The 26,357-nt window shown below is 61.0% G+C and carries 28 protein-coding genes; 12 read left to right on the top strand and 16 right to left on the bottom strand.

Annotated elements, in window-relative coordinates:
- Positions 1-9 precede the first annotated feature (9 nt).
- Positions 10-1,116, top strand: a complete 1,107-nt coding sequence (locus tag RAS12_RS27585) for a porin (protein WP_306943419.1) — start codon at positions 10-12, stop codon at positions 1,114-1,116.
- Between the two features lie 64 nt (positions 1,117-1,180).
- Here RAS12_RS27585 and RAS12_RS27580 read toward each other — a convergent pair whose 3' ends face one another.
- Positions 1,181-1,852: an ankyrin repeat domain-containing protein gene (locus RAS12_RS27580; protein ID WP_306943417.1), complete on the bottom strand. Its 672-nt coding sequence runs from the start codon at positions 1,850-1,852 to the stop codon at positions 1,181-1,183.
- Between the two features lie 155 nt (positions 1,853-2,007).
- On the opposite strand from RAS12_RS27580, the gene RAS12_RS27575 reads away from it, so the two are divergent.
- The gene (locus RAS12_RS27575) at positions 2,008-3,336 is read left to right on the top strand and encodes a ParB/Srx family N-terminal domain-containing protein (protein WP_306951649.1); all 1,329 of its coding nucleotides are present in this window, start codon (positions 2,008-2,010) and stop codon (positions 3,334-3,336) included.
- 57 nt (positions 3,337-3,393) lie between these two features.
- Here the strand turns inward: RAS12_RS27575 and RAS12_RS27570 are convergent, their stop codons facing one another.
- Positions 3,394-3,999: a glutathione S-transferase family protein gene (locus tag RAS12_RS27570; protein WP_306943415.1), complete on the bottom strand. Its 606-nt coding sequence runs from the start codon at positions 3,997-3,999 to the stop codon at positions 3,394-3,396.
- A 117-nt stretch (positions 4,000-4,116) separates the two neighbouring features.
- On the opposite strand from RAS12_RS27570, the gene RAS12_RS27565 reads away from it, so the two are divergent.
- Positions 4,117-5,103, top strand: coding sequence for a helix-turn-helix transcriptional regulator (locus RAS12_RS27565; RefSeq protein ID WP_306943413.1), 987 nt, complete (start codon positions 4,117-4,119; stop codon positions 5,101-5,103).
- Between the two features lie 13 nt (positions 5,104-5,116).
- On the opposite strand, the gene RAS12_RS27560 is transcribed toward RAS12_RS27565, so the two are convergent.
- Positions 5,117-5,488, bottom strand: coding sequence for a hypothetical protein (locus tag RAS12_RS27560; protein WP_306943411.1), 372 nt, complete (start codon positions 5,486-5,488; stop codon positions 5,117-5,119).
- A 229-nt stretch (positions 5,489-5,717) separates the two neighbouring features.
- Between RAS12_RS27560 and gvpU the strand changes: the two genes are divergently transcribed.
- Entirely contained in the window at positions 5,718-6,164 is a 447-nt protein-coding gene (gene gvpU, locus RAS12_RS27555; RefSeq protein WP_306943409.1) for a gas vesicle accessory protein GvpU, read from the top strand.
- Positions 6,165-6,208: 44 nt separating this feature from the next.
- Here gvpU and RAS12_RS27550 read toward each other — a convergent pair whose 3' ends face one another.
- A complete protein-coding gene (locus RAS12_RS27550; protein WP_306943408.1) occupies positions 6,209-7,018 on the bottom strand; it encodes a hypothetical protein in 810 nt (269 codons plus the stop codon).
- Between the two features lie 626 nt (positions 7,019-7,644).
- On the opposite strand from RAS12_RS27550, the gene RAS12_RS27545 reads away from it, so the two are divergent.
- The 5 genes from RAS12_RS27545 to RAS12_RS27525 all read left to right on the top strand — a co-directional run bounded on the left by RAS12_RS27545 (position 7,645) and on the right by RAS12_RS27525 (position 14,189).
- Positions 7,645-10,305, top strand: a complete 2,661-nt coding sequence (locus RAS12_RS27545) for an ATP-binding protein (RefSeq protein WP_306943406.1) — start codon at positions 7,645-7,647, stop codon at positions 10,303-10,305.
- Positions 10,305-11,522 (top strand): EAL domain-containing response regulator, encoded by a 1,218-nt coding sequence (locus RAS12_RS27540; RefSeq protein ID WP_306951647.1) that lies wholly within the window; start codon positions 10,305-10,307, stop codon positions 11,520-11,522. The genes RAS12_RS27545 and RAS12_RS27540 overlap by 1 nt, the downstream gene beginning before the upstream one ends.
- 15 nt (positions 11,523-11,537) lie before the next feature.
- Positions 11,538-12,728 carry an ATP-binding protein gene (locus RAS12_RS27535; protein WP_306943404.1) on the top strand — a complete coding sequence of 397 codons (1,191 nt, stop codon included), beginning with the start codon at positions 11,538-11,540 and terminating at the stop codon, positions 12,726-12,728.
- Between the two features lie 27 nt (positions 12,729-12,755).
- Complete coding sequence (locus RAS12_RS27530; protein ID WP_306943402.1) at positions 12,756-13,406, top strand: response regulator; 651 nt, start codon at positions 12,756-12,758, stop codon at positions 13,404-13,406.
- An 87-nt stretch (positions 13,407-13,493) separates the two neighbouring features.
- Positions 13,494-14,189, top strand: coding sequence for a pentapeptide repeat-containing protein (locus RAS12_RS27525; RefSeq protein WP_306943400.1), 696 nt, complete (start codon positions 13,494-13,496; stop codon positions 14,187-14,189).
- A gap of 21 nt (positions 14,190-14,210) precedes the next feature.
- Here the strand turns inward: RAS12_RS27525 and RAS12_RS27520 are convergent, their stop codons facing one another.
- From RAS12_RS27520 to RAS12_RS27490, 7 genes are all read right to left on the bottom strand, one after another.
- Positions 14,211-15,182: a bifunctional helix-turn-helix transcriptional regulator/GNAT family N-acetyltransferase gene (locus tag RAS12_RS27520; protein ID WP_306943399.1), complete on the bottom strand. Its 972-nt coding sequence runs from the start codon at positions 15,180-15,182 to the stop codon at positions 14,211-14,213.
- A gap of 82 nt (positions 15,183-15,264) precedes the next feature.
- The gene (locus RAS12_RS27515) at positions 15,265-15,690 is read right to left on the bottom strand and encodes a nuclear transport factor 2 family protein (RefSeq protein ID WP_306943397.1); all 426 of its coding nucleotides are present in this window, start codon (positions 15,688-15,690) and stop codon (positions 15,265-15,267) included.
- Positions 15,687-16,454 carry an SDR family NAD(P)-dependent oxidoreductase gene (locus tag RAS12_RS27510; RefSeq protein WP_306943395.1) on the bottom strand — a complete coding sequence of 256 codons (768 nt, stop codon included), beginning with the start codon at positions 16,452-16,454 and terminating at the stop codon, positions 15,687-15,689. Before RAS12_RS27510 ends, RAS12_RS27515 begins: the two co-directional genes overlap by 4 nt.
- 25 nt (positions 16,455-16,479) lie before the next feature.
- A complete protein-coding gene (locus RAS12_RS27505; RefSeq protein WP_306943393.1) occupies positions 16,480-17,697 on the bottom strand; it encodes an SAM-dependent methyltransferase in 1,218 nt (405 codons plus the stop codon).
- A complete protein-coding gene (locus RAS12_RS27500) occupies positions 17,684-18,493 on the bottom strand; it encodes a DUF1365 domain-containing protein (protein WP_306943392.1) in 810 nt (269 codons plus the stop codon). Before RAS12_RS27500 ends, RAS12_RS27505 begins: the two co-directional genes overlap by 14 nt.
- Positions 18,490-19,776 carry an NAD(P)/FAD-dependent oxidoreductase gene (locus tag RAS12_RS27495; RefSeq protein WP_306943391.1) on the bottom strand — a complete coding sequence of 429 codons (1,287 nt, stop codon included), beginning with the start codon at positions 19,774-19,776 and terminating at the stop codon, positions 18,490-18,492. The genes RAS12_RS27500 and RAS12_RS27495 overlap by 4 nt, the downstream gene beginning before the upstream one ends.
- 14 nt (positions 19,777-19,790) lie before the next feature.
- The gene (locus tag RAS12_RS27490) at positions 19,791-20,285 is read right to left on the bottom strand and encodes a chalcone isomerase family protein (protein ID WP_306943389.1); all 495 of its coding nucleotides are present in this window, start codon (positions 20,283-20,285) and stop codon (positions 19,791-19,793) included.
- Between the two features lie 134 nt (positions 20,286-20,419).
- On the opposite strand from RAS12_RS27490, the gene RAS12_RS27485 reads away from it, so the two are divergent.
- Positions 20,420-21,043, top strand: a complete 624-nt coding sequence (locus RAS12_RS27485; RefSeq protein ID WP_306943387.1) for a TetR/AcrR family transcriptional regulator — start codon at positions 20,420-20,422, stop codon at positions 21,041-21,043.
- A 10-nt stretch (positions 21,044-21,053) separates the two neighbouring features.
- On the opposite strand, the gene RAS12_RS27480 is transcribed toward RAS12_RS27485, so the two are convergent.
- Positions 21,054-21,710 (bottom strand): DNA-3-methyladenine glycosylase I, encoded by a 657-nt coding sequence (locus RAS12_RS27480; RefSeq protein WP_306943385.1) that lies wholly within the window; start codon positions 21,708-21,710, stop codon positions 21,054-21,056.
- Complete coding sequence (locus tag RAS12_RS27475; RefSeq protein WP_306943383.1) at positions 21,707-22,114, bottom strand: lysozyme inhibitor LprI family protein; 408 nt, start codon at positions 22,112-22,114, stop codon at positions 21,707-21,709. The genes RAS12_RS27480 and RAS12_RS27475 overlap by 4 nt, the downstream gene beginning before the upstream one ends.
- Positions 22,115-22,256: 142 nt before the next feature.
- Here RAS12_RS27475 and RAS12_RS27470 point away from each other — a divergent pair, with 142 nt between their 5' ends.
- Positions 22,257-23,153 (top strand): metallophosphoesterase, encoded by an 897-nt coding sequence (locus tag RAS12_RS27470; RefSeq protein WP_306943381.1) that lies wholly within the window; start codon positions 22,257-22,259, stop codon positions 23,151-23,153.
- Here RAS12_RS27470 and RAS12_RS27465 read toward each other — a convergent pair.
- Together RAS12_RS27465 and RAS12_RS27460 are read right to left on the bottom strand one after the other, a co-directional pair.
- Positions 23,068-23,685 (bottom strand): hypothetical protein, encoded by a 618-nt coding sequence (locus RAS12_RS27465; protein ID WP_306943380.1) that lies wholly within the window; start codon positions 23,683-23,685, stop codon positions 23,068-23,070. The genes RAS12_RS27470 and RAS12_RS27465 overlap by 86 nt on opposite strands.
- Positions 23,686-23,807: 122 nt before the next feature.
- Complete coding sequence (locus RAS12_RS27460) at positions 23,808-24,857, bottom strand: NADP(H)-dependent aldo-keto reductase (RefSeq protein WP_306943378.1); 1,050 nt, start codon at positions 24,855-24,857, stop codon at positions 23,808-23,810.
- Positions 24,858-25,054: 197 nt separating this feature from the next.
- On the opposite strand from RAS12_RS27460, the gene RAS12_RS27455 reads away from it, so the two are divergent.
- On the top strand, positions 25,055-25,831 hold the full coding sequence (locus tag RAS12_RS27455) for a bestrophin-like domain (protein WP_306943376.1): 777 nt from the start codon (positions 25,055-25,057) through the stop codon (positions 25,829-25,831).
- A gap of 16 nt (positions 25,832-25,847) precedes the next feature.
- On the opposite strand, the gene RAS12_RS27450 is transcribed toward RAS12_RS27455, so the two are convergent.
- A complete protein-coding gene (locus RAS12_RS27450; protein WP_306943374.1) occupies positions 25,848-26,297 on the bottom strand; it encodes a GNAT family N-acetyltransferase in 450 nt (149 codons plus the stop codon).
- Positions 26,298-26,357 lie beyond the last annotated feature (60 nt).

Genomic DNA, 26,357 nt, shown 5'->3' with positions numbered 1-26,357 from the left:
GTCCCCCGGATGAAAAAGACGCTACTCGCCGCTGCAATGCTGACCTCTTTTGCAGGCATTGCTCAGGCAGAACCGTCAGTCACTCTCTATGGTGTCATCGACACTGGCATCGGCTACAACAAGATCAAAGGCGACGGCTACAGCGGTAGCAAGCTCGGCATGATCAACGGCATCCAGGCCGGCTCGCGCTGGGGCCTGCGCGGTTCCGAAGACCTGGGCGACGGCTTGCGCGCCGTCTTCAAGCTGGAAAGCGGTTTTGACTCCGCCAACGGCCAACGTGGGCAATCGGGACGCCTGTTTGGCCGCCAAGCCACGATCGGCCTGGCCAATGACGCGTGGGGCACGCTGGAATTCGGCCGCCAAACCACGATCGGCTCAAACTACCTGGCCGACATCGACCCCTTCTACACCAGCTATACCCAATCCAATATGGGCCTGGGTTTCAGCGCGGCCAACACCATGCGCTGGGACAACATGGTCATGTACCGCACCCCCTCGGTGAACGGTTTTGAATTCGGCGTGGGCTACTCGTTCAACGCGGACGACACAACTGCCGACCAGACGAATTTCCGCACCGCCGACAACACGCGCGGCATCACTGCCGGCCTGCGCTACGTGCAAGGTCCGCTGAATGTGGCCCTGACGTATGACCAGTTGAACGGCGCGAACCGCAGCTCGATCGACAACGGCGCCACGCCGCGCCAGTATGCGCTGGGCGTGTCGTATGACCTGGAAGTCGTGAAGCTGGCCGCAGCCTATGGCCGCACCACCGACGGCTGGTTCGTTGGTCAGGACCAGCCCGCCGGTACGCCGTTCAGCGATGAGTTCGGCACCAACCGCTTCGTGGACGGCTTCAAGGCCAACTCGTACATGCTGGGCGCAACGATGCCTGTCGGCGGCGCCAGCAGCGTGTTCGCCTCGTGGCAACACGTGGCGCCGTCCAACGACAAGCTGACGGGCGGCGACTCCAACATGAACGTCTATAGCGTGGGCTACACCTACGACCTGTCCAAGCGCACCAACCTGTACGCCTACGGTTCGTACGGCACGGACTATGCGTTCATCGACGGCCTGAAGAGCACCGCCGCTGGCGTGGGCATCCGCCACCAGTTCTAAGGCAGTGACGGGCAGGCCGTGGACCGTGATGGTCCCTGCCTGCCCGGCCAGCGTGCCGCTCGCGTCAGCGGGCCCCTGCGCCCTGCAACATGGCGCTGATTGCGGCCTGCCCACGCTGGCGGGCATGTTGCAGAGGGCTGACCCCATCGCGATCAGCCAGATTCACATCTGCGCCGCCCTTGATCAGCAACTCCACAATCTGCTGATGCCGTGGCCCGCCATCGCTCAGAATGATGGCTTCAAGCAGGCCAGTCCAACCCAGGCGATTCACGTGATCGGGGTCGACTCCGGCTTCCAGCAAGGTCTTCACGACCTCGACATGGCCGCGTTCGCAAGCCGGAATCAAGGCGGTGCCGCCATAGCGGTTGGTGCTTTTAAGATCTGCGCCATGGCGCAAAGCCAGATTCAGAATGTCAAGATAACCTTGGGCGCCAGCCAGCAGATAGGCGCTGTCCTGCATCTGATTCTGAGCGTTCACGTTCGCGCCCGCCTCGATCAACACACGCGCCGCATCGGCATGATTTCCCTGGGTGGCGCGCAACAACGGGGTATTGCCTTGAGCGTCTCGCGCCTCGATCGGCGCACCCTGCGCCAATAAACCGCTTACCCGGGCGGTCTCGCCCTTTGCCGATGCCTCCAGCAATGCAATGGCCTTGTCGTCCGCCGCCAGCGCGCCCGAGCCGATTGCGCTCAGGGCTAATACCAGGCAGGTACGCCAGAAATTAAAAATCGTCATTGTCTCGATGCTCCTGTCATGGCTGAAGATCCATTATGAGCAAGCCCGCGGCCGAAGGAAAATGCAACGCAGATCGAATCATCCCTGGTGCAATACGCAGGAAACACGCATCTGACATGATTGGATACCTGCTGATAGCCACTCTCTCCGGTCCAATGCCCTTAAACAGCCCCTCCCGTCTGCCCGCCGTTCCAAACGCCCGCCCCCGTATCTTGCTGCGCCTGCTGGCCAGCGCGTTGTTGCCGCTGGCGCTTGCCGCCTGCAACAGCGACAGCGATGACAACAACGACGCCCCGGTCGTCACGCCCCCGCCACCGGCGGTCGTCGAACCTCCGCCTGTCGTTGATACGCGCAATCCCGCCTACCTGAGCTCCAAGGCCGGCGACGTCATCAAAGTGCGCATTGAAGAACTGAACCCTACGCAGGCTGCGATCGGCTACGACCAGATCTACTACAAGCTCGGCCGCTGGCAAGGCGACTTCAATCGACCCACCTGGGCCGCCAATCCGGTGGAGCAGCTCAAATACCTGAACCGCACCGTCAAGAAGAAGTTCGACGATTACTGTGAAGATTCGGGTGCGGCCAAACTGAAGCAAGACTTCCAGAGCATCGCCGAAGCCCGCGCCGCGCGCCTGGATGACCCCACCACCTTCGCCTGCCTGGAAGCTCCAGGCAAGAACACCGCGAATCTCAAAACCGTGGTGGTCGGCTGGGATGGCAATTTGTACCTGACGGACGGCCACCACACGTTCTCGTCCTTGCGCGAGATCCCGGACGGCGGCGCGAAGCTGCCCGTGTGGGTCAAGGTGGATGCCAACTATAGCGATTTGCCCACCGCCACGGCGTTCTGGCAACGCATGGTGGATGAACGCCGCGCGTGGCTGCGAGACGGCCAGAACCAGCCCATCACGGTAGACCAGTTACCCGCCCGTTTGGGTCTGATCAGCGCCACTGAACCCGGCGGCATGCAAGAAGACCGCTACCGCTCGCTGGTGTATTTCACGCGTGACGTCGCCTATAGCAATGGCAACTTGCCCGAGTTCGCGGAATTCCTGTGGGGCGACTGGTTGCGCCGTCAGGCAGCCAGCGGGCAGATTGCCAAGCTGGACCAGTACAAGATGCAAGCGCCTGCCACGGCCGCGCAGATTCTTGCAGCAAGCACGCTCAACGCCAGCGCGGTTCCCGGTGGTTCCAACGACAGCTATGCAGCCGCCGTGCGCGATGCGTCCTTGAAAATGGGTTCGCTGGCCGCTGGCGACATTGTGTTCGAAGACCGCACCGCTGCCAGCCTGGGCGGCATTCCGCTGACGGCAAACGTTGCCAACGGCGTGACGATCAAGGGGGCGCGCGACACTTTGGACGAACTGCCACGCGACGACGTGAAGCTGCCCGATAACGTATCGCGCGGCGCTGGCAAGCTGTGGTTCGCCGTCAACTACCGCGCTTGCGGCAAGCCGGCGGCGGGTACTTGCTGGGGCTGGTAACAGGCTTGGCTGCCATAGGCCTGCGCCAGATCGCGATACGCGATTCAGGCGCGGAAGTTATGGCAGCAGTTGCATGGACGGCCGGGCGCTTACCCGGTCGCACCATGCCTGCACATGCGGATGCGCGGCCACGGCTCCCATGAAAGCGCTATAGGCAATCCCTGCACCCACCACCAGATCCGCCAGCGAATACCCGTCACCCAGTATCCAAGGCCGCTTGGCCAGATGGCCGTCCAGCACGGCCAGCAACTCATGCATGTCGTCCAATGCCATCTTGGCCTGCACGGCATCGCGGCGGGAAGCTACGCCGTGGGCGCTGTGATACAGGCGCCAAACCACGGCGGAGTAGGACACGTAAATCCACGCGGACCAAGACATGGCCTGCAAGCGTTCCGGCGTGTCGGCCGCAGGCCACAACCCCCGTTCAACGCCATAGCGCTCCCCCAACCACAACTGAATCGCAAGCGACTCAAACATTGGCGCGCCATTCACCGTTAATGTCGGCACTTTGCCATTGGGATTGAGCGCCAGAAACTCTGGGTTCCGCTGCTCCCCGGCCTCGATATCGATTTCGACAAGTTCATGAGGCACCGCAAGCTCCTTAAGGCTCGACACGATGGGGGTTGCGCACGACCTGGGGTGCCAATACAGAACGATAGACATGGGCAGATTTCCTTTTTTTGAGATAGGCGCGTCGCGGCACAGTGCCGCGAACATCTGCGCCCACTGTAGACACCATTGAGGACGGAAACGGCCCTGGATACGCGGTATCGTGTCTCTATGCTTACTGCCAGCAACCGCCTCCTACGCCTGCTTTCGCTACTGCAAACACGACGCCACTGGGCCGGCGCCGACCTGGCTGCCGCGCTGGATATCCACCCGCGCACCGTACGCCGCGACATTGACCGCTTACGTCAACTGGGCTACCCCATCCACGCCAGCAGCGGCGTGGCGGGCGGTTATGCCTTTCGGGCCGGACACGCCCTGCCCCCCTTGATGCTGGACGACGACGAAGCCCTGGCCGTGGCTATCACGCTGCAGGTGGCCGCCGCGGGATCAGTAGGGGGAATTGAGGAATCCGCGCTGCGGGCGCTGGTGAAACTTGAACAGGTGATGCCGCCGCGTCTGCGCCGGCGGGTGGATGCCTTGCGCTCAGAGATTGTGCCAATAGACCGCGGCGGCCCTGCAGTGGATGCAAGCCGGTTGGCCACCCTGGCCACCGCTTGCCGCGATCAGCTACAGATTGAGTTTGACTATGCCGACATACGCGGCAGAATCAGCCGCCGCTGCGTTGACCCACAAGGCCTGGCTCATACGGCGCAACGCTGGTATCTCGTGGCCTGGGATCGTGGCCGTGACGACTGGCGCACGTTCCGCATTGACCGCATCACGAGCGAGCCGCTGGTCGGCGGTCACTTCGCGCCGCGCCCCTCGCCCGCAGGGGGAGATCTGCGCGCCTATGTGTCGCGATCAGTCAATATTGCGCCCTATGCCGAGCAGGCGCAGATCATTCTGCACGCCCCGCTTGATGTCATGGTGACCAAGCTGCCGTACGCCGCCAGCTTGCTCACCGCAATGGACGATGCGCGTTGCCTTTTGAAATGCGGCGCCGATTCATCTCAATCGCTGGTGTCTTGGCTGATGGCGCTGGACGTGGATTTCGACGTGCTGACTCCCGGGCCGTTGTCCGATCATCTGCAAACGGCATCGGATCGCCTTGGGCGCAGCTTGCAAAGGGCAGCGCATCACCCGAAGCAACCGTCATAAGCGCGGCCCGTTCTTACAACACGTGTTCGGTATTGTCAGCCTTGGTCAGCTGCTGCATCACCAGCGATACTTTGGCGGCAATCTCCAGCCGTTCGGCGGCCGACATCGCGTCATAGTCTTTCTTGGAAATTCCCAACGAGGCCAGGGCAGCGTAGAACATCTTTTCCTCAAGCGACATGGCCGCGTAGTCCATGAACTCCTGCTCTGCGCTGGAGGGCGCTGACACCGAGCTCCCAGCCACACCGCCGGCCATTGCCGAATTATTGCGCTCGGTGGCGTTCTGGAATGCGGTTCGAAACGCCCCATCCACGGCAGTTGACTCCGTGCCAGCGCTTGCCCGCTTCCCCGGGTTTGAAGTGTTGTCCAAAGCGTTGATGATGCTCATCACGATATTCCTGAAAGTTCAGCGCACGGAAGGTCGCGCCCCGCAGTGCGACAGGCAGACCGGCCTCAGGCGGGACCACCCCGCAGCCTGACACATTACCCTTTGCATAACGCCTGAGATATGGCGGTTTGACACCCGATTCAACCGCTTATCGCGCTATTGCATTGTGTGTATTTTTCATGCCAATCGAGTATCTTGTGGCTCTTCTTTCCTTTCCGAGACTTCACCCATGAGCACCGATTCCCCCATCGTCCAGAACCCGAACCACGCCCCCGGCGCGGACGCTTTCTTGCAGTTCCTGGTCAACCTGGTGAACAGCGGCAGCCAGATTGAAAGCATTGGCGTGACTTTGCAAATGGGTGGCCTGCTGGTGTCGGGTTCGATCGTGTCCGGCGCTGAATACTTCGACAGCTTCGCCTCCAAGTTTGCAAGCTCGCTGAACACGCTGGACGCCGACACGCAGAAATCGGTGCGGTCGTCACTGGCCGAATTGGGCGATGTGTTCCGCGTGCCGCAACCCGTGGACCCCCTGCCCAATTACATCCATCTTGCCGATGCTTTGTTCTTCTCGGCCGATGGCTCCCCCATCGCCGGGCAACCCACGCTGTGGCGCGGCCGCACGAGTTCCGTTGACGGCTTCATCCTTGGCCGCCTGCAATCGGAAGCGGCCGGCTGAACAAGCAAGATTGACCGCCCGGAATCCCCGCCGGGCAAGCCTTTCTACTCTTCGACCATTCCCTCAAAACGCGTGGTGCACGCGCTGAAAGACCGCCACTCTGCGCTATCGGCTTGCAACCACGTGTCCAGGCATTCAGGACTGAGCGCGGCCGACAATACCGTGCCACGAAATAATAGATCGCTGTGCAAGCGCATCCAGGCGAAGTCGCGGATGTCGTCAACGCCGTCTGCCACCACCTGTAGATTGGCGCTCCAAGCGCGCTCCATCAGCGCGAAAAAGCGGCCTTGCAAGGAACGGTTCTGGGACAAGCCCAACGGAACCTGAACGTGCAGACCTTGCGCACGCAGCACGCCAGACGAAGACGGTTGACCGCCCTTAACGCAGGGCAACAGTTGCACCCGCAGCCGAGGCTGGAATTCCGAACATCGGTTCAACGCCGAAGTACGATCAGAGATTTTCTCGCTAAGCGGCACCGTGAACGTGACGCGTTTGGTGGGAATGGTGAGACGCGCGCTGCTCTCGTCAAGCGGATGCTTGTTGACCCACAGTGCATCACCTACCAGGCATATGCCCAGTTCCAAACATAGGCGTTCAGCCGGGTCACCAGATCCGGTCACGTCAAGCGGGTGTTCGAAAGACAGATCGATGGCGGTTTTGAATTTCTTGAAGAATGCCACGCCAGCTTCCAAACCCGCCCCGAGCCCTTTGGGATTCAGGCCGCTCCATGGAGATGGACGGCAACGCCCCAACACCGCGTATTCGTGCACCTGTCCGCGCGCAGTGAATACCGGCTGGAATCGTAGCAAGACAGATTCTTGTTGCGTGGGCCAGAATCTGGTGTCGTCACGCATGGCACTTCCTTGCACGCGATACACACAGCGGATTGAGCGGAGCATGGGCCGATGCCACGGCACCGATGATACAAGGCACGAGGCCGACGCAGGCGTGGGTCACGTCAACAATCAATGCTCTGCGCCGATAGTCGGTGCGAACGGCCGGAATGGGACAGATCCGGGTCAATATCATTCTGTTCTCGATTAACGTCTGACCGCCGTAGTGGAAGAAGCCTCGGGGCTTACACGCAGCGTTGTGGCATCGTGGCGGAGTCCGATCTAGAACAAGTATTGCTTAGGCCCGGCTCGCGAATGAATAAGAAATTTCTTAAATTGGCCGCGATTTCCCGGCACAAGTGACGTATAGCAAGGCTATGCCCGGCGGCATCGATTCATGCAATTCGTAAGACCTCGAGTTCATTTTGAGATTCTTCTTATTCTCTTGGTAAGCAGGTGTTTCTATCATCTTTCGGATGCTTTCCGAAGATCGTGGCGCACTAGCGCTTGAACCTCGAGCTGCGCCTCGCGCAGCGTCTCTGCTACTGCATTTTCTTGCAGTGGCGCTGATCGTTTGCATCGCCGCGGGCGCCGCACTTTACTTGTATTGGGCCTTCAGTAACGCCGTTTCCGTCTACCGGCGCCAAATGAACGCGGCCGCTTACGACGCACAAATATTCTTCGAGCAGCGTGAAGAACTGCTGCGTTCGGTCTCGGCATCGGTGGCACGAAATGCGGAAAGCACCCATCTGGGAAATCAGGCCAACCACTTCGGCCCGCCTCACCAAATTGAAGTCATGCCACTGGAAGAGGCATCTAACACCTACGATTGGGCTCTGGTGTTGACCCCACGGGATCTGCGCCGCATTGCGCTGGCCAATGCACGGGTTATCTACAGCTCGCCGAGCCGCGGCACCACGGTGCGCGTACAGGCGCACGAACGGCTCGATACGTCAGGCATAGACGCGCACATACAACAATGGATTGCGTTAGCACTGAGCGGTTTGCAAACGCGGCCTTCCTCGCACGAGCAACCTCCCATCACTTGGTTGCATCCGCCCCAGGACACCCCGACCCGGTTGCTGCTCTACACCCCGTTGGACGCGATCCATCCCGAAGCGGGCTGGATCGGCCTTGAGGTTTATGGCGTGGAATCCGCCATCAACACCCCGCGCATGACGGCCGGCCACTATGTTTTGTTTGACAACGAGGACCAGCCCGTCACCAGCAGCCTGCCCAACGACGTCACCGTTGACCCCATGCTGGCGAACGACACCAAAGCAGATTCCTTCCGTTTGCTGGGCCAGGGCTGGTTTCCTGAATACGTGGTCTTGAGCAAATCGGTGGGGGAAGACGGCTGGCGGCTGGTGTACTACACGCCAGTGCAGCAGGTACTGTGGGACAACGTTCTTTCCCTGCAAACTGCGGCCCTTGCATCCGTGCTGCTGATCATCATTGTTCTGCTGCAAATTCGGTATATCCGGCAGCGGCTGGTCGTGCCCGCGCTGCGGCAATACGAAGCGTTGGCCGACAGCGTATCGCTGAATCGCACGCTGATCGAAGAGGCGCCCGTGGGCCTTTGCCTGCTGCGGTGCTCCGACGCCGCCGTGGTGCTGTCCAACGACATGGCGAGGCGGTGGTTTAGCGGCACGCCTGGATGGCCAGCAGAAATCTTGTGCCATCACGGCTCCGGGCCTGACCGCGAATATGCGCTTGATGATGGCCGCAGCGCTTATTTGACCTTTACCCCGACGACCTATCGCGGCGATGCGGTCGTGCTGTGCGGCATAAGCGATATATCGGCATTGAAGAATGTCGAGCGCTCGCTGTTGCGAGCCAAGCGTGAGGCTGAATCCGCCAACCAGGCGAAAACCGTGTTCCTCACAACAATGAGCCACGAAATCCGCACACCGCTCTACGGCATCCTGGGAACGCTTGAACTGTTCGCCCTGACCCGGGTCAACGCCCAACAGTCACAGTACCTGGAGACAGTTCAACATTCATCCGCCACCTTGTTGCGCACCATCAACGATACGCTGGACCTCTCTCGCATCGAGGCCGGATACGCCGTGTTGGAAAACGCCCCCTTCTCGCCGGTGGACCTGTTGAACAACGTGGCCGCCAGCTTCGCCGCTCGCGCACAAGGAAAGGGGTTGCGCAGCTACACGGTCGCCGACCCGGACACGCCTGACGCAGTGATCGGCGACGCGACCCGAATCCGCCAGATTCTGGACAACCTTGTCAGCAACGCGATCAAGTTCACGGATTCTGGACAGATCGTTCTGCGCCTGAAGGTGCTGGACCGCAGCCCGGACAGCGTCGCCCTTGTGTTTCAAATCGCTGACACGGGCGCCGGCATTGCACCCAGCGATCAAGACCAACTGTTTGAACCCTACTACCAGATCGATGCCGACAAAGCCGAGCCCCAGACTGGTACGGGTTTGGGCCTTTCAATCTGCCGGCGTCTGTCTGAAATGATGGACGGCAAGCTGCTCGCGGTCAGCGAACCCGGACTGGGCACAAGCATCACATTCGAGTTGCGCCTGCCACTGGCCCCTGGCCTTGAATCGCCTGGTACGCCGCCGCTGGACGCCACCATGGTGTTCGTCCAGGGCGCAGTGCCCGAGGTTGTGGCCAACCTGTGCGATTGGCTGCGCCGCTGGGGCGCCATTGCGGAGCCCTACCTTCCAGATGGCGTGTCCGGACAAGAACCTGCGGTGCTGCTGCAAGCGTGGCCGCACGCGCACAAGATCAGCAACTGGACCGGCGCGCAAGTCATCGTGCATCCGCCCGGCAGGCGCCCGCGCGTGCAGGACAGCCATCGAAACTGGTTCGCCAACACCTACAAACTCGGCACGATCTGCCACGCGGTCCGCTTGGCACAAGGCGGCGTTGACCGTAGCCCAGTGTCTGGGAAGAAAAGCAATCTTGCACGCGTGAATTTGCGAGTCGTGGTCGCTGAAGACAATCCCATCAGCCAGTTGATCCTGCGTGAACAGCTTGAATACCTGGGCTGCACCGTCGCATTGGCCAATAACGGCCAAGAAGCACTGAGCATGCCTGAGCTGCTGGCATTCGATGCAGTACTGACCGACTTGAACATGCCGCTGGTCGATGGCTACGAGTTGACACGCATCCTGCGGGAACGCGGCTACCAAGGCCCCATTCTTGGGGTAACGGCAAACGCATTTCCTGACGAGCAACGACGCGGCCTTAATGCAGGGATGACCACCCTGCTGGTCAAACCCTTAGCGCTATCCGTTCTGCGCCAAACATTGCAGACAGCCAAAGAATCCCGGAGTTCATGATGTTGTCCCATTACTCGGTGCTGATTCTGGATTACCACCTGGTTCAATGCGCGCAGATAAGCGCTATGTTTCTAGAGGCGGGCTTTGACCATGTTGATATTGCGCACACCGCGCAAGATGCGCTTGAAAGGATGGAGGCCCACTCGTACCACCTGCTCCTGATGGACTTGAATCCACCGGGGATGGACGGCGAGCAGTTCATCACTGAACTGGCCCGGCAGCAGCGCTGCCCAATGGTGGCGATAGCCACTGGCGGTTCACGCCGCATCATGAATAGCGCCAGCCTCATCGCCAAAGAAAAAGGCCTTGCGGTGGTCGGCGCGTTCACCAGACCAATCACGCGTGGCCATGTGCAGGCTCTGGCGATTCACTTGTTCCAAAGCGCTGCGCCGGCGGCCCACCCCAACGTGCTGATATCCGAACCGGAATCCATGTTTGATCGCCGCACTTTGGAAAAGGCGCTTGAAAGCGGTCAGATTCAGGCGTGGTTTCAACCCAAGAAGGCGTTGAACACAGGCAATATTGTGGGCGCCGAAGCGCTAGCGCGCTGGCACCATCAGGAATACGGGTTCATGCTGCCCGCCTCGTTCCTAAGCGCCGTCCGGCACCACGGCTTGGATCGTGCGCTGCTGGACAAGATGCTGGCTGATGCGTTGTCGGCACACCGAGGCTGGCGCCAGCTGGGCTTTCGGATGCCAGTATCGATCAACCTGCCCTCGCGGCTGCTGGAAGATCCCATGTTGCCCGACGAGCTCTACCGCCAAGTCACGATGCAAGGCGTTCCCATTGAGGATGTCACCTTTGAATTGCTCGAAGATGAAAACTGTCTGACGGCGGGCCAGTACTACATGAGTGCAAGCCGATTGCGTTTAAAGGGTTTTGGCCTGGCGCATGACGATTTCGGCAAAGGCTGCCGTTCCATGTTTATGTTGATCTGCACGCCGTTCACCGAGTTGAAAATTGACCGGGCGTTGGTTAGCGGCGCCGCCGACGATAACGTCCGTGCCGCCGCTCTGCTCTCATCGGTGCATCTAGGACGCCAATTGGGGCTGCAAGTCACTGCCGAAGGCGTCGAGACCGCACGAGATCTGGAATTTCTTCGTCATATTGGCTGTGATTGCGTTCAGGGCTATCTGATTTCGGCGGCCGTCAATGCCCACGACTTCACCGATCTATTGGCAGACGAGCCTCAGCCGTACGCCGTTCACTCACTCTAGGACCACTGGCCGTCTATGCAGGAAACGCCCTATACGCGGATTGCGGACGCCTCACCCGGCGGCATCTCCGATCCTAAGCCCCAAGTATTCAGCCCGCACGAGGTTGTGGAAAGCGGTACGGGTTCGTACGCTTCCATGGCCAGTCAAAAAGGTCTGCTGCTGTTTTCCTGTGTTGATGTCTCGGTTGCGCAGCAGGTCACTGGCTACCCCGCGTACATACAACAGATTTTGAACCAACTGCTTGGCAATGCGATCAAGTTCACGGATTCCGGCCACGTGATCGTGCGGCTGCGCTCGTTGGGCAAGACCGATGAACTCGAACGTCTGACGCTGCAAGTGGTGGACACCGGCAGCGGCATCGCCAAGGAAGATCAAACCCGGCTGTTTCTCCCTGCCCGCGACGCCCATAACAGCACGAACAGGGCACCCGGAGCAGATAGCGGGTTGGCCAACTGCGCACGGCTGGCCAGGTTGATGAACTCTGAGATCCGCGTAACCAGTCAACTGGGGCTGGGCAGCAGTTTTTCACTGGACCTCGCGCTTACACCAGCCAAAGGCATGGCAAGTGAAGGCCCTGACCTGCGCGGCGCCCGCATCTACGTACGCAGCCCGCATCGCGAACTGACCAACAACGTCTGCCTGTGGCTGACCCGCTGGGGCGCTACCGCCACGCCCGCCGGCCCCGCAATGCCCCGCGGCAGCGCCAGCGATATCCTGATTGATCTCCTAAGCGATCCCTACGCTGAACCTTCAGCCTGGACCGGCCGCTACCTGTCCACCGGCGGCCTGGCGGCGCCAAAGGCTAGCAGGCACGAACAAATCCACGGGTGGGACCTGAATAGTATCGGCCTGGGCGTGCAACGTCTGATGCGAGCACGCGCCAGGCGTTCACCCACTGCCGCCTCTATTATTCCGGCCCACTACCGCGACCTGTTCCTGAGCACCATGGAAAGCGACCTTGCCACGCTGGAGCTCGCCATTGCCGAACGCGACGTTATTCGATTGCGGCAAACCCTGCATCGCATGCGGGGAGCGCTGGTAATGGTAAAACTAAACATGTTATCGATCCGTTTTGAATCCGTCGAAAACAAACTGAAGCGCAACAGCCGTGACGAGCAGGCGTTTCAGCACGCCGCCGGGCTGGCGCTTGAACTCAGAAAATTCCTGATTCAAATCTCAGCCTTGGTGAAAAGCAATCACGATTAGCCAAACCTGAACTCATAACGCGCTTGAATGGAAAGACTCCGGATAGTCCTGGCCGACGATCACCCTCTGGTGCTGATGGCCGTGCGCGACCTTCTCGACAAGGACCTAGGCTTTGAGGTGACCGGGATGTTGCCCGGCCCGACGGCGCTGGTCGAACACTTGGTGCGCGACGTGCCTCATGTGGTCATCACTGACTATTCCATGCCCGGTGACGAGACCTATGGTGATGGCATCCGCCTGGTCAAGTATCTGATGCGGCATTTTCCGAGCGCTCGGGTTGTGGTGTTGACCATGGTGTCCAACCCGATGATTATCTCGGCGCTATACGACGCAGGGGTTGCAGCGGTGGTGCTCAAGCGCGATAACCTGGCTGAAATTGTCATCGCCTTACGCACGTTGCAAGGGGGACGCAATTATCATCCTCCGGGATTCCAAGGCCATGGCACGATCGATTCCCGCAGAACATTCATTGGCGAGCGCATCAACAGCCTGTCGCCCAAGGAATTCGAGGTCCTGCGGCACTTCATCCGTGGTGAATCCATGATGCAAGTCGCTCAGACGCTTCAACGAAGCGTCAAGACGGTCAGCGGCCAAAAGATTGCCGCCATGCGAAAACTGAACGTGCAGACCGATCAGGAACTGGTGGCTTTTTGCGTCGAGATCGAGATCTTCCAATGATGGCCACTTGGTATGCTATCGGCTACCCCGGCGGCTCCAGTATGTCTGGCACCGCGGCTTCGGGTGATTCAGACAGAGAAATTTGGCATGACAGAAGCAGCGATTGAAACCGTGACCGGCCAGGATGTGGATCGCAAAACCATGCAGGCACTGATCGAAGCCGCAGCGGGCAACCCGTTATCCTTCCAGGACTGCGACTTTCAGGACGCCGATTTTTCCCGTCTGGACCTGCGTGGCGCGCAGTTCACTGCCTGCGCAATTGCGGATACCTCGTTCCAGGGCGCCACGCTGGCGGACACCACCTGGCTGCGCTGCCGCGGTGGCCAGGCCAACTTCGCATCGGCGGACGCCAGCGACGCCGTATTCCAGAACTGCGATCTGAACAATGCCAACTGGCGCCGGGCCCGCCTTGCCGCCGCCCGCTTTCAGGGATGCAAGCTGACGGGTTCCGATTTTGACAGTATTGCCTGCCTGGGCTGGACCCTGGAAGAATGCCTGCTGGTTGGCGCCCTTCTACGCGGCGTGTCGTTTCGCAAATCGAACGTGATGCAGCTGGACTTTTCAGATGCTGACCTGACCGGCAGCGATTTCCGCGACACCGTCTTTCATGGCGGCAGCCTGCGCAACGCCAACCTGAAGAACGTGCGCTTTGAAGGCGCAGACTTGCGCGAAGTCGACCTGAACGGCATCGATCTGACCGCCGCTGCGCGCCTGGCTGGCGCCACCATTTCCAAGACCCAGGCGGCAGCGCTGCTGGCCGAGCTGCGCATCAGCGTCATCTGAACGGCAACGGGTCAGCCTGGTTCAACGATGACGCAGAAAGCGCTGCTCGACGACCACGTTGCCCCACTGCCTGCCCTCTGATTCCTTGGTCAACGAAAAGCCCGCCGCCTCGTACAAATGGCGGGCGGCATCCAATCCCTTGAAGGTCCACAAGTAGGTCTCGCGGTAATGCGTGTCGGCAAACGACAGCGCGCGGTCAAGCAAGGCGCGGCCCACGCCCATGCCGCGCAGGGAGTCATCCACGATGAACCAACGCAAATGCGCCTGGCTGGCAGCCAAATCGCCATCGATCACAATGGACGCCAGCGTTTTCCCCCCCTCGATATAGAGCCAGATATTTTTGCCTTCGGCAGGCAGCCCCTCGGCAAACGCAGCCAGCTCGGTCGCCACCTTGCGTTCGAAATACACGCCAAAGCCCGAGGCTTGCGCGTAGTAGCGCGCATGCAGGCTGGCCACATCGCCGATACAGCCGGGCACATAACCCTCGTGGATGGGATCATTGACACCCGTGGCGTCGCGCGCAGGGGCAAGGTTGGGGTTCTCGCGGGACAGGGCGTCGGCATACAAGGACATGGAACGGATCAGCAGTTGCTGATCGTCCGGCGCCAGCCGGCGCAGCGCGCGCGACACCTGATCTGTGGCGAACTGATCGATCTGCCCGCGCAACGCGAGTCCGGCATCGGTTAGGGTCAGCGTGGCTGACCGCGCGTCCTCCGGCGACGCTTCGCGGGTCAACAATCCCGCCGACTCCAGCTTGGCGACCTGCCGGCTGGTATTGGACTTGTCCAGCCTGAGAATGACCGCCAGGTCGCGGGCCTGAATGCCCGGCTGCAAACCGATTTCGATGATGGCGTGTACAGCCGATGGCGCAAGTTCGCTGCCCGCCAAAGACGTGCGCATGAAGCCGAGTTCGCGCACCAGCTTGCGGGAAAACTCCCGCAGGTCTTGGATGGTCTGCTCGCGGGACTGGGTGGGGAAATCGATCAGATCCATGGCGGTCGCCTTAAGTTGCGGGTCGCAACCAATATACTTGCGACCCGCAACCAATTCAAGCCCTAATTTGTCTCTTTCCTGACTAGCTATCCGGCGTCGCCAGCTTGCGCCGCAAACGGCGCAACACGGCTCCGAGCAACGGAATACGTTCATAGACCTGCGACGCCGGGTCCCAATAGTCCTGGTGATCGGCAATCAGGCCTTGCGCGTCCAGGGTCAATGCGCTTGCACCGTCGATCGCGAACGGGCGGCCGCGCAACGTGCCAGTAAAGCGCCAGACCAAGAACGCATCCGCGCCCTGCACCACCTGGCGCGCGATGTGAAACCGGGGCTGATCCAAGTTCTGGAACATATGCGCATAGATGCGAACGATCGCCGGCAGACCGTGCACATCGTTGAACGGATCTGCAAAGTGCGCACTGTCCGCATAGATCAAACCAGCGCTGTTCAATGTTTGCGGCGTCAGCGCTTCAAACCATGCAGCAATGTCGTGGAAGCGTTCGATCACAGGCCGGTCCCCCAGTGCAAAAGCCGAAAGCGGATGGCGTGCGGCAGGCGGCTCAGAAATCGCAACGCGCCCGCTACGCCACGCGGAAAGCGAATCTCAAAACGGCCCTTTTCCATACCGCGCAAAATTGCCTTCGCTGCATCTTCAGGCGTCATCAGACCAGGCATTGGAAAGTCATTCTTGGCCGTCATCGGCGTCGCCACAAAACCAGGGTTGATCAAGTAGACCGACACTTTGCGCGGCGCCAGATCAAAATACAGTGATTCGGCAAGGTGGATCAGCGCGGCCTTGGTGGCTCCGTAGATCATGGCCTTGGGCAAGCCGGTATAGCCCGAAATGCTGCCTACCAGTGCAACACCGCCATGCTGCTGGCGCACCAGCCGCGGCACCACTTCAGCCAGACAGCGGTAGATGGCCACCACATTCAGGTCAAAACTCTTTTGCGCCAAGGCCGGATCGAAATCCGCGCTTTGCGCGGGGTCGTAACGGGCGGCGGCAAAGATCACCAGGTCCAGACCGCCAAACGCCTGCTCGGCCGCCAGCGTGGCCTGGGACCACACGTCTGCGCTGGCGGCATCCACCGGCACAACAGCCGCCCGCGGATGCCCGCCTGCCACTTGATTCAGCGCGGATACCCGCCGCGCCGACAAGACAACGCGTGCGCCACGATCCAGCAGCGCCCGGGCAAGCGCCTCGCCGATACCGCTGGAGGCGCCGATCAGCCACACACGCCGATCGGTCCAGTTGGCAACCGGAGGATTCATTTTCCAGATCATGGCGCTTCCGGGTTCACTCCAACACCCAATGCCTGACGTCAGTGCGGCCTTCCCTGAAACCCGCCTCGCAATAGGTCAGGTACATACGCCACAACCGGACAAAGGCTTCATCGAAACCCTGGGCGCGCACAGCGCCAAGGTTCTCTTCAAACGCGAGGCGCCAGCGCAGCAGCGTGTCGGCATAGTCCAGGCCGAAGGGGTATTGATTGACCACCGAGAGGCCCGCCAGCCCTGCCTGCGCTTGAATCACGCGCGGACACGGCAGCATGCCGCCCGGAAAGATGTATTGCTGTATGAAATCCGTGCCACGCCGATAGGCGTCGAAGTGCGCGTCGGCAATGTCGATGGATTGCAGTCCGATACGACCGCCAGGCCGCAAGCAGCGAGCCAGTGTTTCGAAGTACAAGGGCCAGCGGCGCTCGCCCACCGCCTCTACCATTTCGATCGATACGATGTGGTCGTATTGGGCATGCCCCAGGTCGCGATAGTCGCGCAGTTCGAGTTTGACGCGGTCCCCCAGGCCTTGCCGCTGCATGCGTGCGCGAGCCCATTCCAGCTGCGCATCAGACAGCGTAATGCCATGCACATGCAGGCCTCGTTGTGCCGCGCGTTCTGCAAAGCCGCCCCAGCCGCAGCCAATTTCCAGCACATGCTGCCCCGGCACCGCCCCCAACGCATCCAACAAACGGTCGTACTTGCGGTGTTGCGCGGCTTCCAGCGGTTCCGAGCGGTCTTCGCCGAACAGCGCCGCTGAATAGCTCATCGACGGATCAAGCCAGAGCCGGTAGAACTCATTGCCCAAGTCGTAATGCTGCAAGATATTGCGGCGGCTGCCCTTGCGGGAGTTGTCGCGCAACAGCAGATGCGACAACCGCCGCGCAAGCAAGGCCCACCATTTGCCATCGACCGCGTGCGAGAGTGCGGCTTCGTTTCGTAATGCCAACGTGAACAAGGCCAGTAAATCGGGGCTATCGACCCAGCCGCGGCGCAAGCTGTCGGCAAACCCGATGTCGCCTTGCCGCAGGATGGCGCCCGCAGCTCGCCAATCGCGCATGACCAACTCGGCATGCGGGCCGCCGCCAGCCGCCCCATACAGCACCTGCCCGCCCAGGGGGTCAGTCAGGGCGAGCGTACCCACCTGCAAGCGGCTCAACGCGCCGATGAACCAGCGAGCTGCCCAAGTGGGTTGGGCGCATGCGCGATCGGCGCTTAATTCGTCATAACTCATCATGGCCCTTGCGGTGGTAGGACACCTCAGACAGGGGAGGGGCAGGTTTGCGATGAAATGGCACGCGCCGCAAGAACAGACGCATGGCTTGCAGATGGATGCGCACCATGACGCCTATCGTCATGAAGGGCATGGCGGCCAGAGCCCGCAGCAATCCGCCTGTGGTCAGCGGCGCACTGGTACAACTGATCGACGTATGCAGCACCGCTTGCTCCAACGTGGGATCGTCGTAGTAGTCAATGGCGACGCGATGCGCATTGCCGCGTTCTTCCACGCGGTAGCGGTATTCGCCCACCGTGCGGCAGAACGGAGACACATGGAACACTTTGGCGCTTTGCAGCACCTGGCCGGCATGGATCTCGCCACCGTCGGCGGCGCGCAATACGTATTGGTGGCGTTCGCCGAACGTGTTGTTGACTTCGGCCACCAACACACGCAACACGCCGTCCGTGTCGTACACATACCAAAAGCTGACGGGGTTAAAAACGTAGCCGAACACGCGCGGAAAACATTGCAGCCACACCGCGCCCACCTTCATGCTGATCCCGGCGGTTTGCAGGCGAGACTGGAGCCAATCCATCAGATCGCCACCCGTGCGAGCGCCATGATCCGCAAAATGAAAGGCAACGGGGCGGCGGCGATTCACGCCGAACAGCCAGGACGCCTTGCCATCGAACTGCGCACACTGATCGATACGCAGACGCAGGCAGAACACCGGGTACGCGAAACGGCGCGCCACCGGCCGAGTGCGGGCGTGCACGACCTGGGCGCGGGCCAACTGAATCAGCGCGGCGCTCATGACGGCAGACTCCACGGCGGCGTCACCCCGAAATCGGCCGCGATGCGTATCGCAGACGCCAGTCCGTCCTCGTGAAAGCCATAGCCCGTCCAGGCGCCGCAAAACCACGCACGCGCCCGGCCTTGAATGCCGCCCAAGCGGCGTTGCGCTTCTACGGCCTCAGCATCCAGGATGGGATGTTCGTATTCATAGCGGCCCAACACCAGACCTTCCGCCGGATCGGTTTGCGGGTTCAGCGTGACGATGACAGGCCGCTTGAACGGCAGCGGTTGCAGCACGTTGAGCAGGTAGCTGACCGACATGGGCGCGTCCGCCGTTGGGCCAGCCAGATAGTTCCAGGCTGACCACACGGCGCGGCGGCGCGGCAGCAAGGCGGTATCGGTATGCAGCACCGCCACATTGGGCTGGTAGCGCACCCGGGACAACACCTCGCGCTCGTCTTCGGATGCGTCCAGGATCGCTAAGGAGGTAGGTGCGTGGCAGGCCAGCACCACGGCATCAAACTGATCGACGCGGCCGGAACTGCGCACTTCTACGCCATCGGCCAGGCGTTTGACGGTGTGGACGGGACTGGCGACACGCACATCTGCAATGCGCGGCAACATCGCGTCAACATACTGCCGTGCACCGCCGCTGACCGTCTTCCATTGCGGACGGCCCGCTACCTGTAGCAGGCGATGATTCAAGCAAAACGACAAGAACGTGCGAGCAGGTTGGGCCAGCACCATACTTGGCGGCGTGGACCAGATCGCGCCAGCCATGGGCAGCAGATACCAATCACGCATGGCCTGGCCATAACCTTCATCGTCCAGCAAGTCGCCCAGTAGCGCATACGGGCCGGACCGCGCCAGATAAGCTGCCGCGCTGCGGTTGAATCGAAGAATGTCGCGAAGCATGCCCAGGAACGCCGGCCGCAGCAGATTACGGCGTTGCGCGAAGACCGTGCCGAGGTTGGCGCCCGCCCACTCCAGATCGGGCTGCGTCAGCGACACGCTAAACGTCATGTCGCTGGCATGCACCGGAATATCCAGGTGCTCAAGCAGCTTCACCAGGTGAGGATAAGTCAGGTCGTTATGCACCAGAAAACCGGTGTCGACCGGGTGGCTGATGCCATCCACGACGGCATCGACCGTGTTGGTGTGGCCGCCAACGTAGTTGCCCGCTTCGAACAGGGTGACGGCGTACTTTTGCGACAGCAGCCAGGCAGCGCTTAATCCGGCCACCCCGCCGCCAACGACCGCAATGCGGCTGCCCGGAGCTGCTTGGAAGGATGTGGAGGTCATGGCGGGTCCGGCTGTCAAAGACCCAGCAAGCCAGCGCGCAACGCGGGGCTGCGCGTGCGCGGGTCCAGCCAGATGGCGGCGAAGGCGCGCGCAAAGGCTGGGCTATCGATCTCGCCTGCCAGCGTGTCGCCGCTGTAGAAGCCCACGCCTTGTCCGCGTAGAAACAAGCCGGTCAGACGATCTCCCGACGCCACATCGGGAAAGATGCGCGTCATGGATTCTGTCCACTCGGCCAAGCTGGCAGTAGAGGTGTCGGTCAGGCGCGCAATTTCCTGCGTGGAGGTGGTCACGATTTGTTCGCCCGGGATATTGCGCAGGTACCGCAGCATCAGCGCGAAGTCGCCATCCAGATTGAATGGCGTACTGGCGGACGCCGCCGGGGCGTACAGATAGGCGTGATACAGCCGAAACACGCTCCACGTGAATAAGCCTTTGCCCACCAGCCGCCATTGCGCCGGATGGGCATCCAGCAGCGCTGCGGGCAAAGCGGCTTCTGAAGAATTCGACATGAGGGTGGTCATCGTGCCGCCTGAGTGTGAACCGACTAGTCACGATTAAACCACCAAGTTTAAAAAAATACTACTCAGTTTAGATTTAGACTATGCAGGTAAATTCGTGTCTACTTGGTCTGTCCCCTACTCCGATGCCCGCTGCCGCCCCCGCTAAAAAACTGTCGTTCAAACAACAGCAACTGCTGCTGCGCGAAGACGCCATCCTGGATTCAGTCAACCGGCTGTTGGCCGTGAAAGGCTATGACCTGATGACGATGGACGAAGTCGCGGCCGACGTAGGGATCTCCAAAGCCAGCCTGTACAAGCACTTCGCGTCCAAAGACGCCCTGGCCGCCGCGTCCATGACGCGTCTGCTGGACAGCACGCTTGCGGTGATCGCCGCGCTGCCTGACGGCTTGGGACCCGTAGACCGCCTGAAAGAAGTGGTGCGCTGGGCCGTCAGGACGCATCTGCAAGACGAAATGCCGCTGCTGCCGTCCACGCGATCCACCATCCAGCAGGCGCTGATCACCCACACGCCCTATCTGGAGCGCCTGAGCCAGGTCACAGAAACGCTGGGCGGATGGATCATGGCGGCGCAAGAAGCCGGCGAACTGTCAGCCGCATTGCCGGGTGAAGTGATCCTCTACACCATCTACGCGCGGTCCTGCGACCCGGTCGGCAACTTTCTGAAGATGGGCGGCGCGTTTCAGGATGACGAGATCGTCGAATACCTGATTGCCACCACGTTTGACGGGCTGGCCACGCGCCGTTGATGCGCCAGACCTAGACCGGACGTTTGAATGCCGCACGCGCGGCATCGATGGCGGCGTGACAGACGCAGCCGCTCATGTGGTCATTGACCATGCCTACCGCCTGCATGAACGCGTACATGGTCGTCGGACCCACAAACGTCCAGCCGCGTTTTTTCAACGCTTTTGACAGGCTGGCCGACGCCGCTGAGGTCGGGTTGTTGTTCCAGTAATCCAGATCCACCACTGCGGGCCGTTCGTTGGGCGCGGGCTCGTGCTTCCATAGCCATCCGGCCAAGGAACCTGTTTCCTCGGCTAGCGCAATGGCGCGCCGCGCGTTATTGATCGTGGACAGGATCTTGGCGCGGTTGCGCACAATACCGGGATTGCCCATCAGCCGTTCCACGTCCTGATCCGTGTAGCGCGCCACCCGTTCAACATCAAAATCGTCAAAGGCCTCGCGGAAAGCCTCGCGCTTGCGCAGGATGGTGATCCACGCCATCCCCGCCTGGAAGCCTTCGAGGCAGATCTTTTCGTACAGGCGGCGGTCATCCGGCACCGGACGCCCCCACTCGTGATCGTGATAGGCGGGCATGGATGGCTGCCAGAAGCAGCGCGCTACCCCGTGATCATCGTGGACCAGACCCGAGCGGATGATGTTCGCGCCCGGCGCGTCTTGAATTGCCGTCATTGCTTGCCGGGGACCGGGCAGCTCATGTCGCCTTCTTCGCACTTCAGATAGGCGCGCAGTTCCTTGGTGCGGGCTTGCGTCAGTTTGTCTAGGCATTGACTCAATACCATGGGGTAGACGCTGCCCCCCGTTGTGCCGCTGGACGAAAAAGCGCATTCCGCATCGCGAAAAAACAGCCATGCCTTTTGAGCGGCCGCCAGTTGGGTCGACGCGGCCTTGTCGCTCTTCAGACGCTCGGTGACGTCTTTGTACGCGGCATTCAAGTCGGCGTCGGACTTTCTGTAAGCCTGGTCGGCGCACAGGTTCATGTCGGTTTGCGTCGTGGCATTGGTGCAATTCAAGGGTTGCGCCTGCACGCCAGCCGTCAGGACCAGGGCTGCAACCGTGGCGATCGCAATACGCATAAGCGTTCCTCCGGGGTGTCAGTGAATGGGACTCGATGGGAAAGTGTCGCATGAATGCGCATGGCGGCGCAGCGGCCCGAGGGCTGATTCAGTCCACCCAGTGAACCTATGGGCGCCCGCAACCTCGCCTAAGATACGGCTTATGAAGATCCAATTGCTCTCTGACCTGCACCTGGAAACCGATCCGTCGTTTCTGGCTCAACCCACGCCTGGCGCCGATCTGCTGGTGCTGGCGGGGGACATCGGTTCATACCGCCAGGGTTCCAGGTTGACGGGAACCGACTTCGGCCTGAGCCACTATTCGCCGCGCCACGGCTGGCCCACGCCGGTCGTGTTCGTCCCCGGCAACCACGAATACGACAACCTGGATTTCGACGAGGCGCACGCGCGGCTTTATGACTTGTGCCAAGCGCTGGATATCCAATGGCTGGAACGCGAGACCTGTGTCATGGACGGCGTGCGCTTGATTGGCACCACGCTTTGGACAGACTTCGATGCGCTGGCTGCCGACGGCGATACGCTCGGCGTAGCCCTGAAAAAACGCGCCAAGGCGTTTCGCGCGGCTGATTTCTATTTGGAAAAGGCCGAGATGCGCCGCCACGGCGCGCCCTTCATGGCCGAACAGATGCGCGAACAAGGCCTGCTCTGCCAGCAATGGCTGGACGCCGCCCTGCGCGTGCCGTTTGATGGCCCCACCGTCGCCATCACCCACTTCGCCCCGACGCTGGCCAGCGCCGATCCGCGCTACGGTGTCACACCGGGCACCGCAGGGTTCTGCAGCAACCTGGATGCGCTGCTGCCCTTGGCCGATGTGTGGATGCACGGCCACTTGCATTGCGCGCAGGACTACATGAAGGACGGCTGCCGCGTTGTGGCCAACCCTCTGGGGTATGCCAAAAAAGGCGAACAGCAGGACTATGCGCCCGACCGGCTCTGGGACGTTTCCGCTACGGCTAAGGCTTCAACCCTGCCACGGGCAATGCAAACAACACCACCGCCGGATTGGCCACCACAAAACCCGTTCCAGCCAGGAAAGTAACGGGCGACAGCAGCCTCATGACGTCGGCGCTGCTTTGCGAATCAAGCACCGGCACACGATAGGCCTGGTCCAGCGTGGTCTGCCTGCCCTGCCCTGTCTGTTGCACCTGGGCCGGGCTGGGCGTGCCGGGACGCGCCAGATAGCGTTTTCCTTTCAGATGATGCGTGTAGTAGACGAGCCCTTCTTTCGTCGTCTGAAAATGCAGGGCGTGAGCCTGCGCGCGATCCTGGTCCGTTGCATCGTCCGTCAGTTGCAGACGCACATATCCCCATGTGAATCCGTCCGCGCCCACGTGAAATTCGCGCAAGATCACTGCCGTCAGCCGCATCCTGAAATCCGACGTCAACGACTGCGCCATCGCCGGCGGCATGTCGAACAGGTAGTGGTACTGCGGCCCCAGCACGGCAAAGGTCTTGCTGTCCGACGACACCATCAGCGTGGACACGTCTTCGGTGTAGGTCTTGGTGGACGCGCAGCCTGACAGCAGGACGGCCAGTGCAGACAGAAACAGGAATGCCAGCATTTTGCGCATGAAGGCCAGGGCGGAGTGGGAATCAGGCCCCTAATGGTATACGCATCGCAAACAGGAAAAAGCCCGTGAGGCATTGCTGCGCATCACGGGCTTGGGTTGGCTTGCCGCCGCAGACGGCGGGGTCAGGGTGCCGGGTTGGGGTGACGCACGTGGATCTCGTCAATCGCTTTCAGCACATCGGGCGACAGGGTCACGTCCACGCTATCGATGTTCTCTTTCAGCTGGTCCAGCGTCGTCGCGCCGATCAGGTTGCTGGTCACGAACGGACGCTGATTCACCCACGCCAACGCCAGATGCGTGGGCGAGATGCCATGCGCGCGGGCCAGCGCCACGTACTCGATGGTCGCGGCTTCAGCTTGCGGATTGCTGTAGCGCGTGAAGCGCGTGTAGCGGGTCAGCCGTGCGCCTTCGGGGCGGGCGCCGTCCAGGTACTTGCCGCAAAGCATGCCCATGCCCAAGGGCGAGTAAGCCAGCAGGCCCACGCCTTCGTGATGGGTGAATTCCGACAGGCCGATTTCGAACACACGGTTCAACAGGCTATAGGCGTTCTGGATCGAAGCAATGCGCGGCAGGTTCTGGTTTTCGGCGTGGCGCAGGAACTGGCTGACGCCCCACGGCGTTTCATTCGAAACGCCCACGTGGCGCACCTTGCCCGCCTTCACGAAATCCTGCAATACCGACAGGGTCTCTTCGATCGGCACGGTGTGCTCGTCTTCAACCCAGGGATAGTTCAACTGGCCGAAAGTGGCTGTGGTCCGGTCCGGCCAGTGCAGTTGGTACAGGTCCAGATAGTCCGTTTGCAGGCGCTTCAGGCTGGCGTCCAGAGCCTGCGTCAGATTCTTGCGATCCAGGAAGGTCTTGCCGTCGCGGATGTGGCCAGGACGTTTGGGGTCACGCACCGGGCCGGCGACCTTGCTGGCCAGCACGATGTCCTGGCGGCGCTTGCTGCGCGCGAGCCACGTGCCGATATAGGTTTCGGTCAGGCCTTGCGTTTCGGGCTTGGGCGGCACCGGGTACATCTCGGCCACATCGACCAGATTGACGCCGCGCGACAGCGCGTAGTCCAGTTGTTGGTGAGCGTCGGCCTCGGTGTTCTGTTCGCCCCAGGTCATGGTGCCCAATCCAATCAGGCTGACTTCCAGGTCGGTACGGCCGAGTTTGCGGGTTTTCAAGTTCTGCTCCGTGCGGGGTCTTAGAGAGGATTCGACACCTTACTCCAAGATGTTGGCGTTTTGCTGACAGGAATCGCTCGTTTGGCCCTGCGGTGCAGGCTGCGGGCACACAAGGTCTAGGGAGAATTCCCGATATCCGGCCGCTTGCCGCCGCCCCGCTATCGGCATACGCTGATTGATCCGCCAATGGAGACGCCATGCTTAGGAATCTGGACGAGTCCTTGCTTTTCGTCGTCGGTGTCATCGTCTTTCTGGTGATCATCGAGCTGTGTTTCCGGCTGGGCCGCAAGCAGCGCAAGCCTGCCGATGAAGCGCACAAGACGCATATCACGGCATTGCAGACCGCTCTGCTCGGGCTGCTCGCGTTGCTGTTGGGCTTTACCTTCGCCATGTCGGTTACCCGGTTCGAGACACGCAAGAATCTGGTGCTGGAAGAGGCCAATGCCATTGGCAATGCCTACTGGCGCTCGCAACTGATTGCGCCGGCCGTCCGCGACGAAATCGCGCGACTGTTGCTGGACTACACGGCGGCGGCGCTGGAATTTCACCATGCCGATAACGACACGCCTCGATTCGACGCCGCCAACGCCACCGCAAGGCGCATCGAACGTCAGATCCGCGCCCTGGCGGCTTCCACCGCCGACAATCCGCCGTCGATCTCGACCATCATGTTCATCCAGGCGATCAACGAGATGGCGCAGGTCAACGAAAAACGGCGCGTCGCGTTGGAAAACCATGTTCCCGAGCCAGTCTTTTATCTGCTGTTCATCGTCAGCATGGGGTCCGTCGCGTTCATCGCCTATGGCACGGGTCTGTACGGGCGCAGGCGGCTGGTCTCAACGGGATTGTTTGCGGCGCTGATCTCGCTGGTGCTGACGTTTATTGTCGACATCGATCAGCCAGCCAGCGGCTTGATCCAGGTCAGCCAGGAAAGCATGGTGCGCATGAAAGCGACGTTGGAGCAAAAGCTGTAGCGCCTGATGCCCTGCTCTAGAAAATATATTCAAGCACCTCGTCACCCGCCGCGTCGAACGTACCCGTTGAGCGCCAGCCCAGATGCCGGTAGAACCCGTAGGACCGCACGGCGGGGTCCGTCGCGCAGCCCAGAAACAGCCGCGAGTGGCCGAGAGTGCGGAGTGTGTCAGCCGCCATGTTTAAAACCGTCTTGCCGACGCCCTGCCCTTCGTATTCGGGCAACAGGGCCAGCACAACGATTTCTCCGGTGTCCCGGTGTCCAAAGCAATAGCCCGCCAGTTTTCCATCAGCCATCGCGACAAAACCCGGGTACAGCCCTTCTTCGATCCCCGCGCCCCACGTCTGGGCCGTGATGCCGGCATCCGCCAGTTCCGTTTCCGTAACCGCGTTTTCGCGAGTCCTGGTTCTTAGGGCGATACACGCCTGCGCGTCGCCGGGTAGTGCCGATCGGTAGAGAATATTCATGTCTTCAGAAGAAAAAAAAGCCGCGACCGGAGCGGTGGCGGCCTCTCTTATAACGCCAAT

This window comes from Achromobacter seleniivolatilans (assembly GCF_030864005.1).
Taxonomy (GTDB): domain Bacteria; phylum Pseudomonadota; class Gammaproteobacteria; order Burkholderiales; family Burkholderiaceae_B; genus Achromobacter; species Achromobacter seleniivolatilans.
Note: the sequence above shows the minus strand (reverse complement) of the source record. Positions and strands in the feature narration are given on the sequence as shown.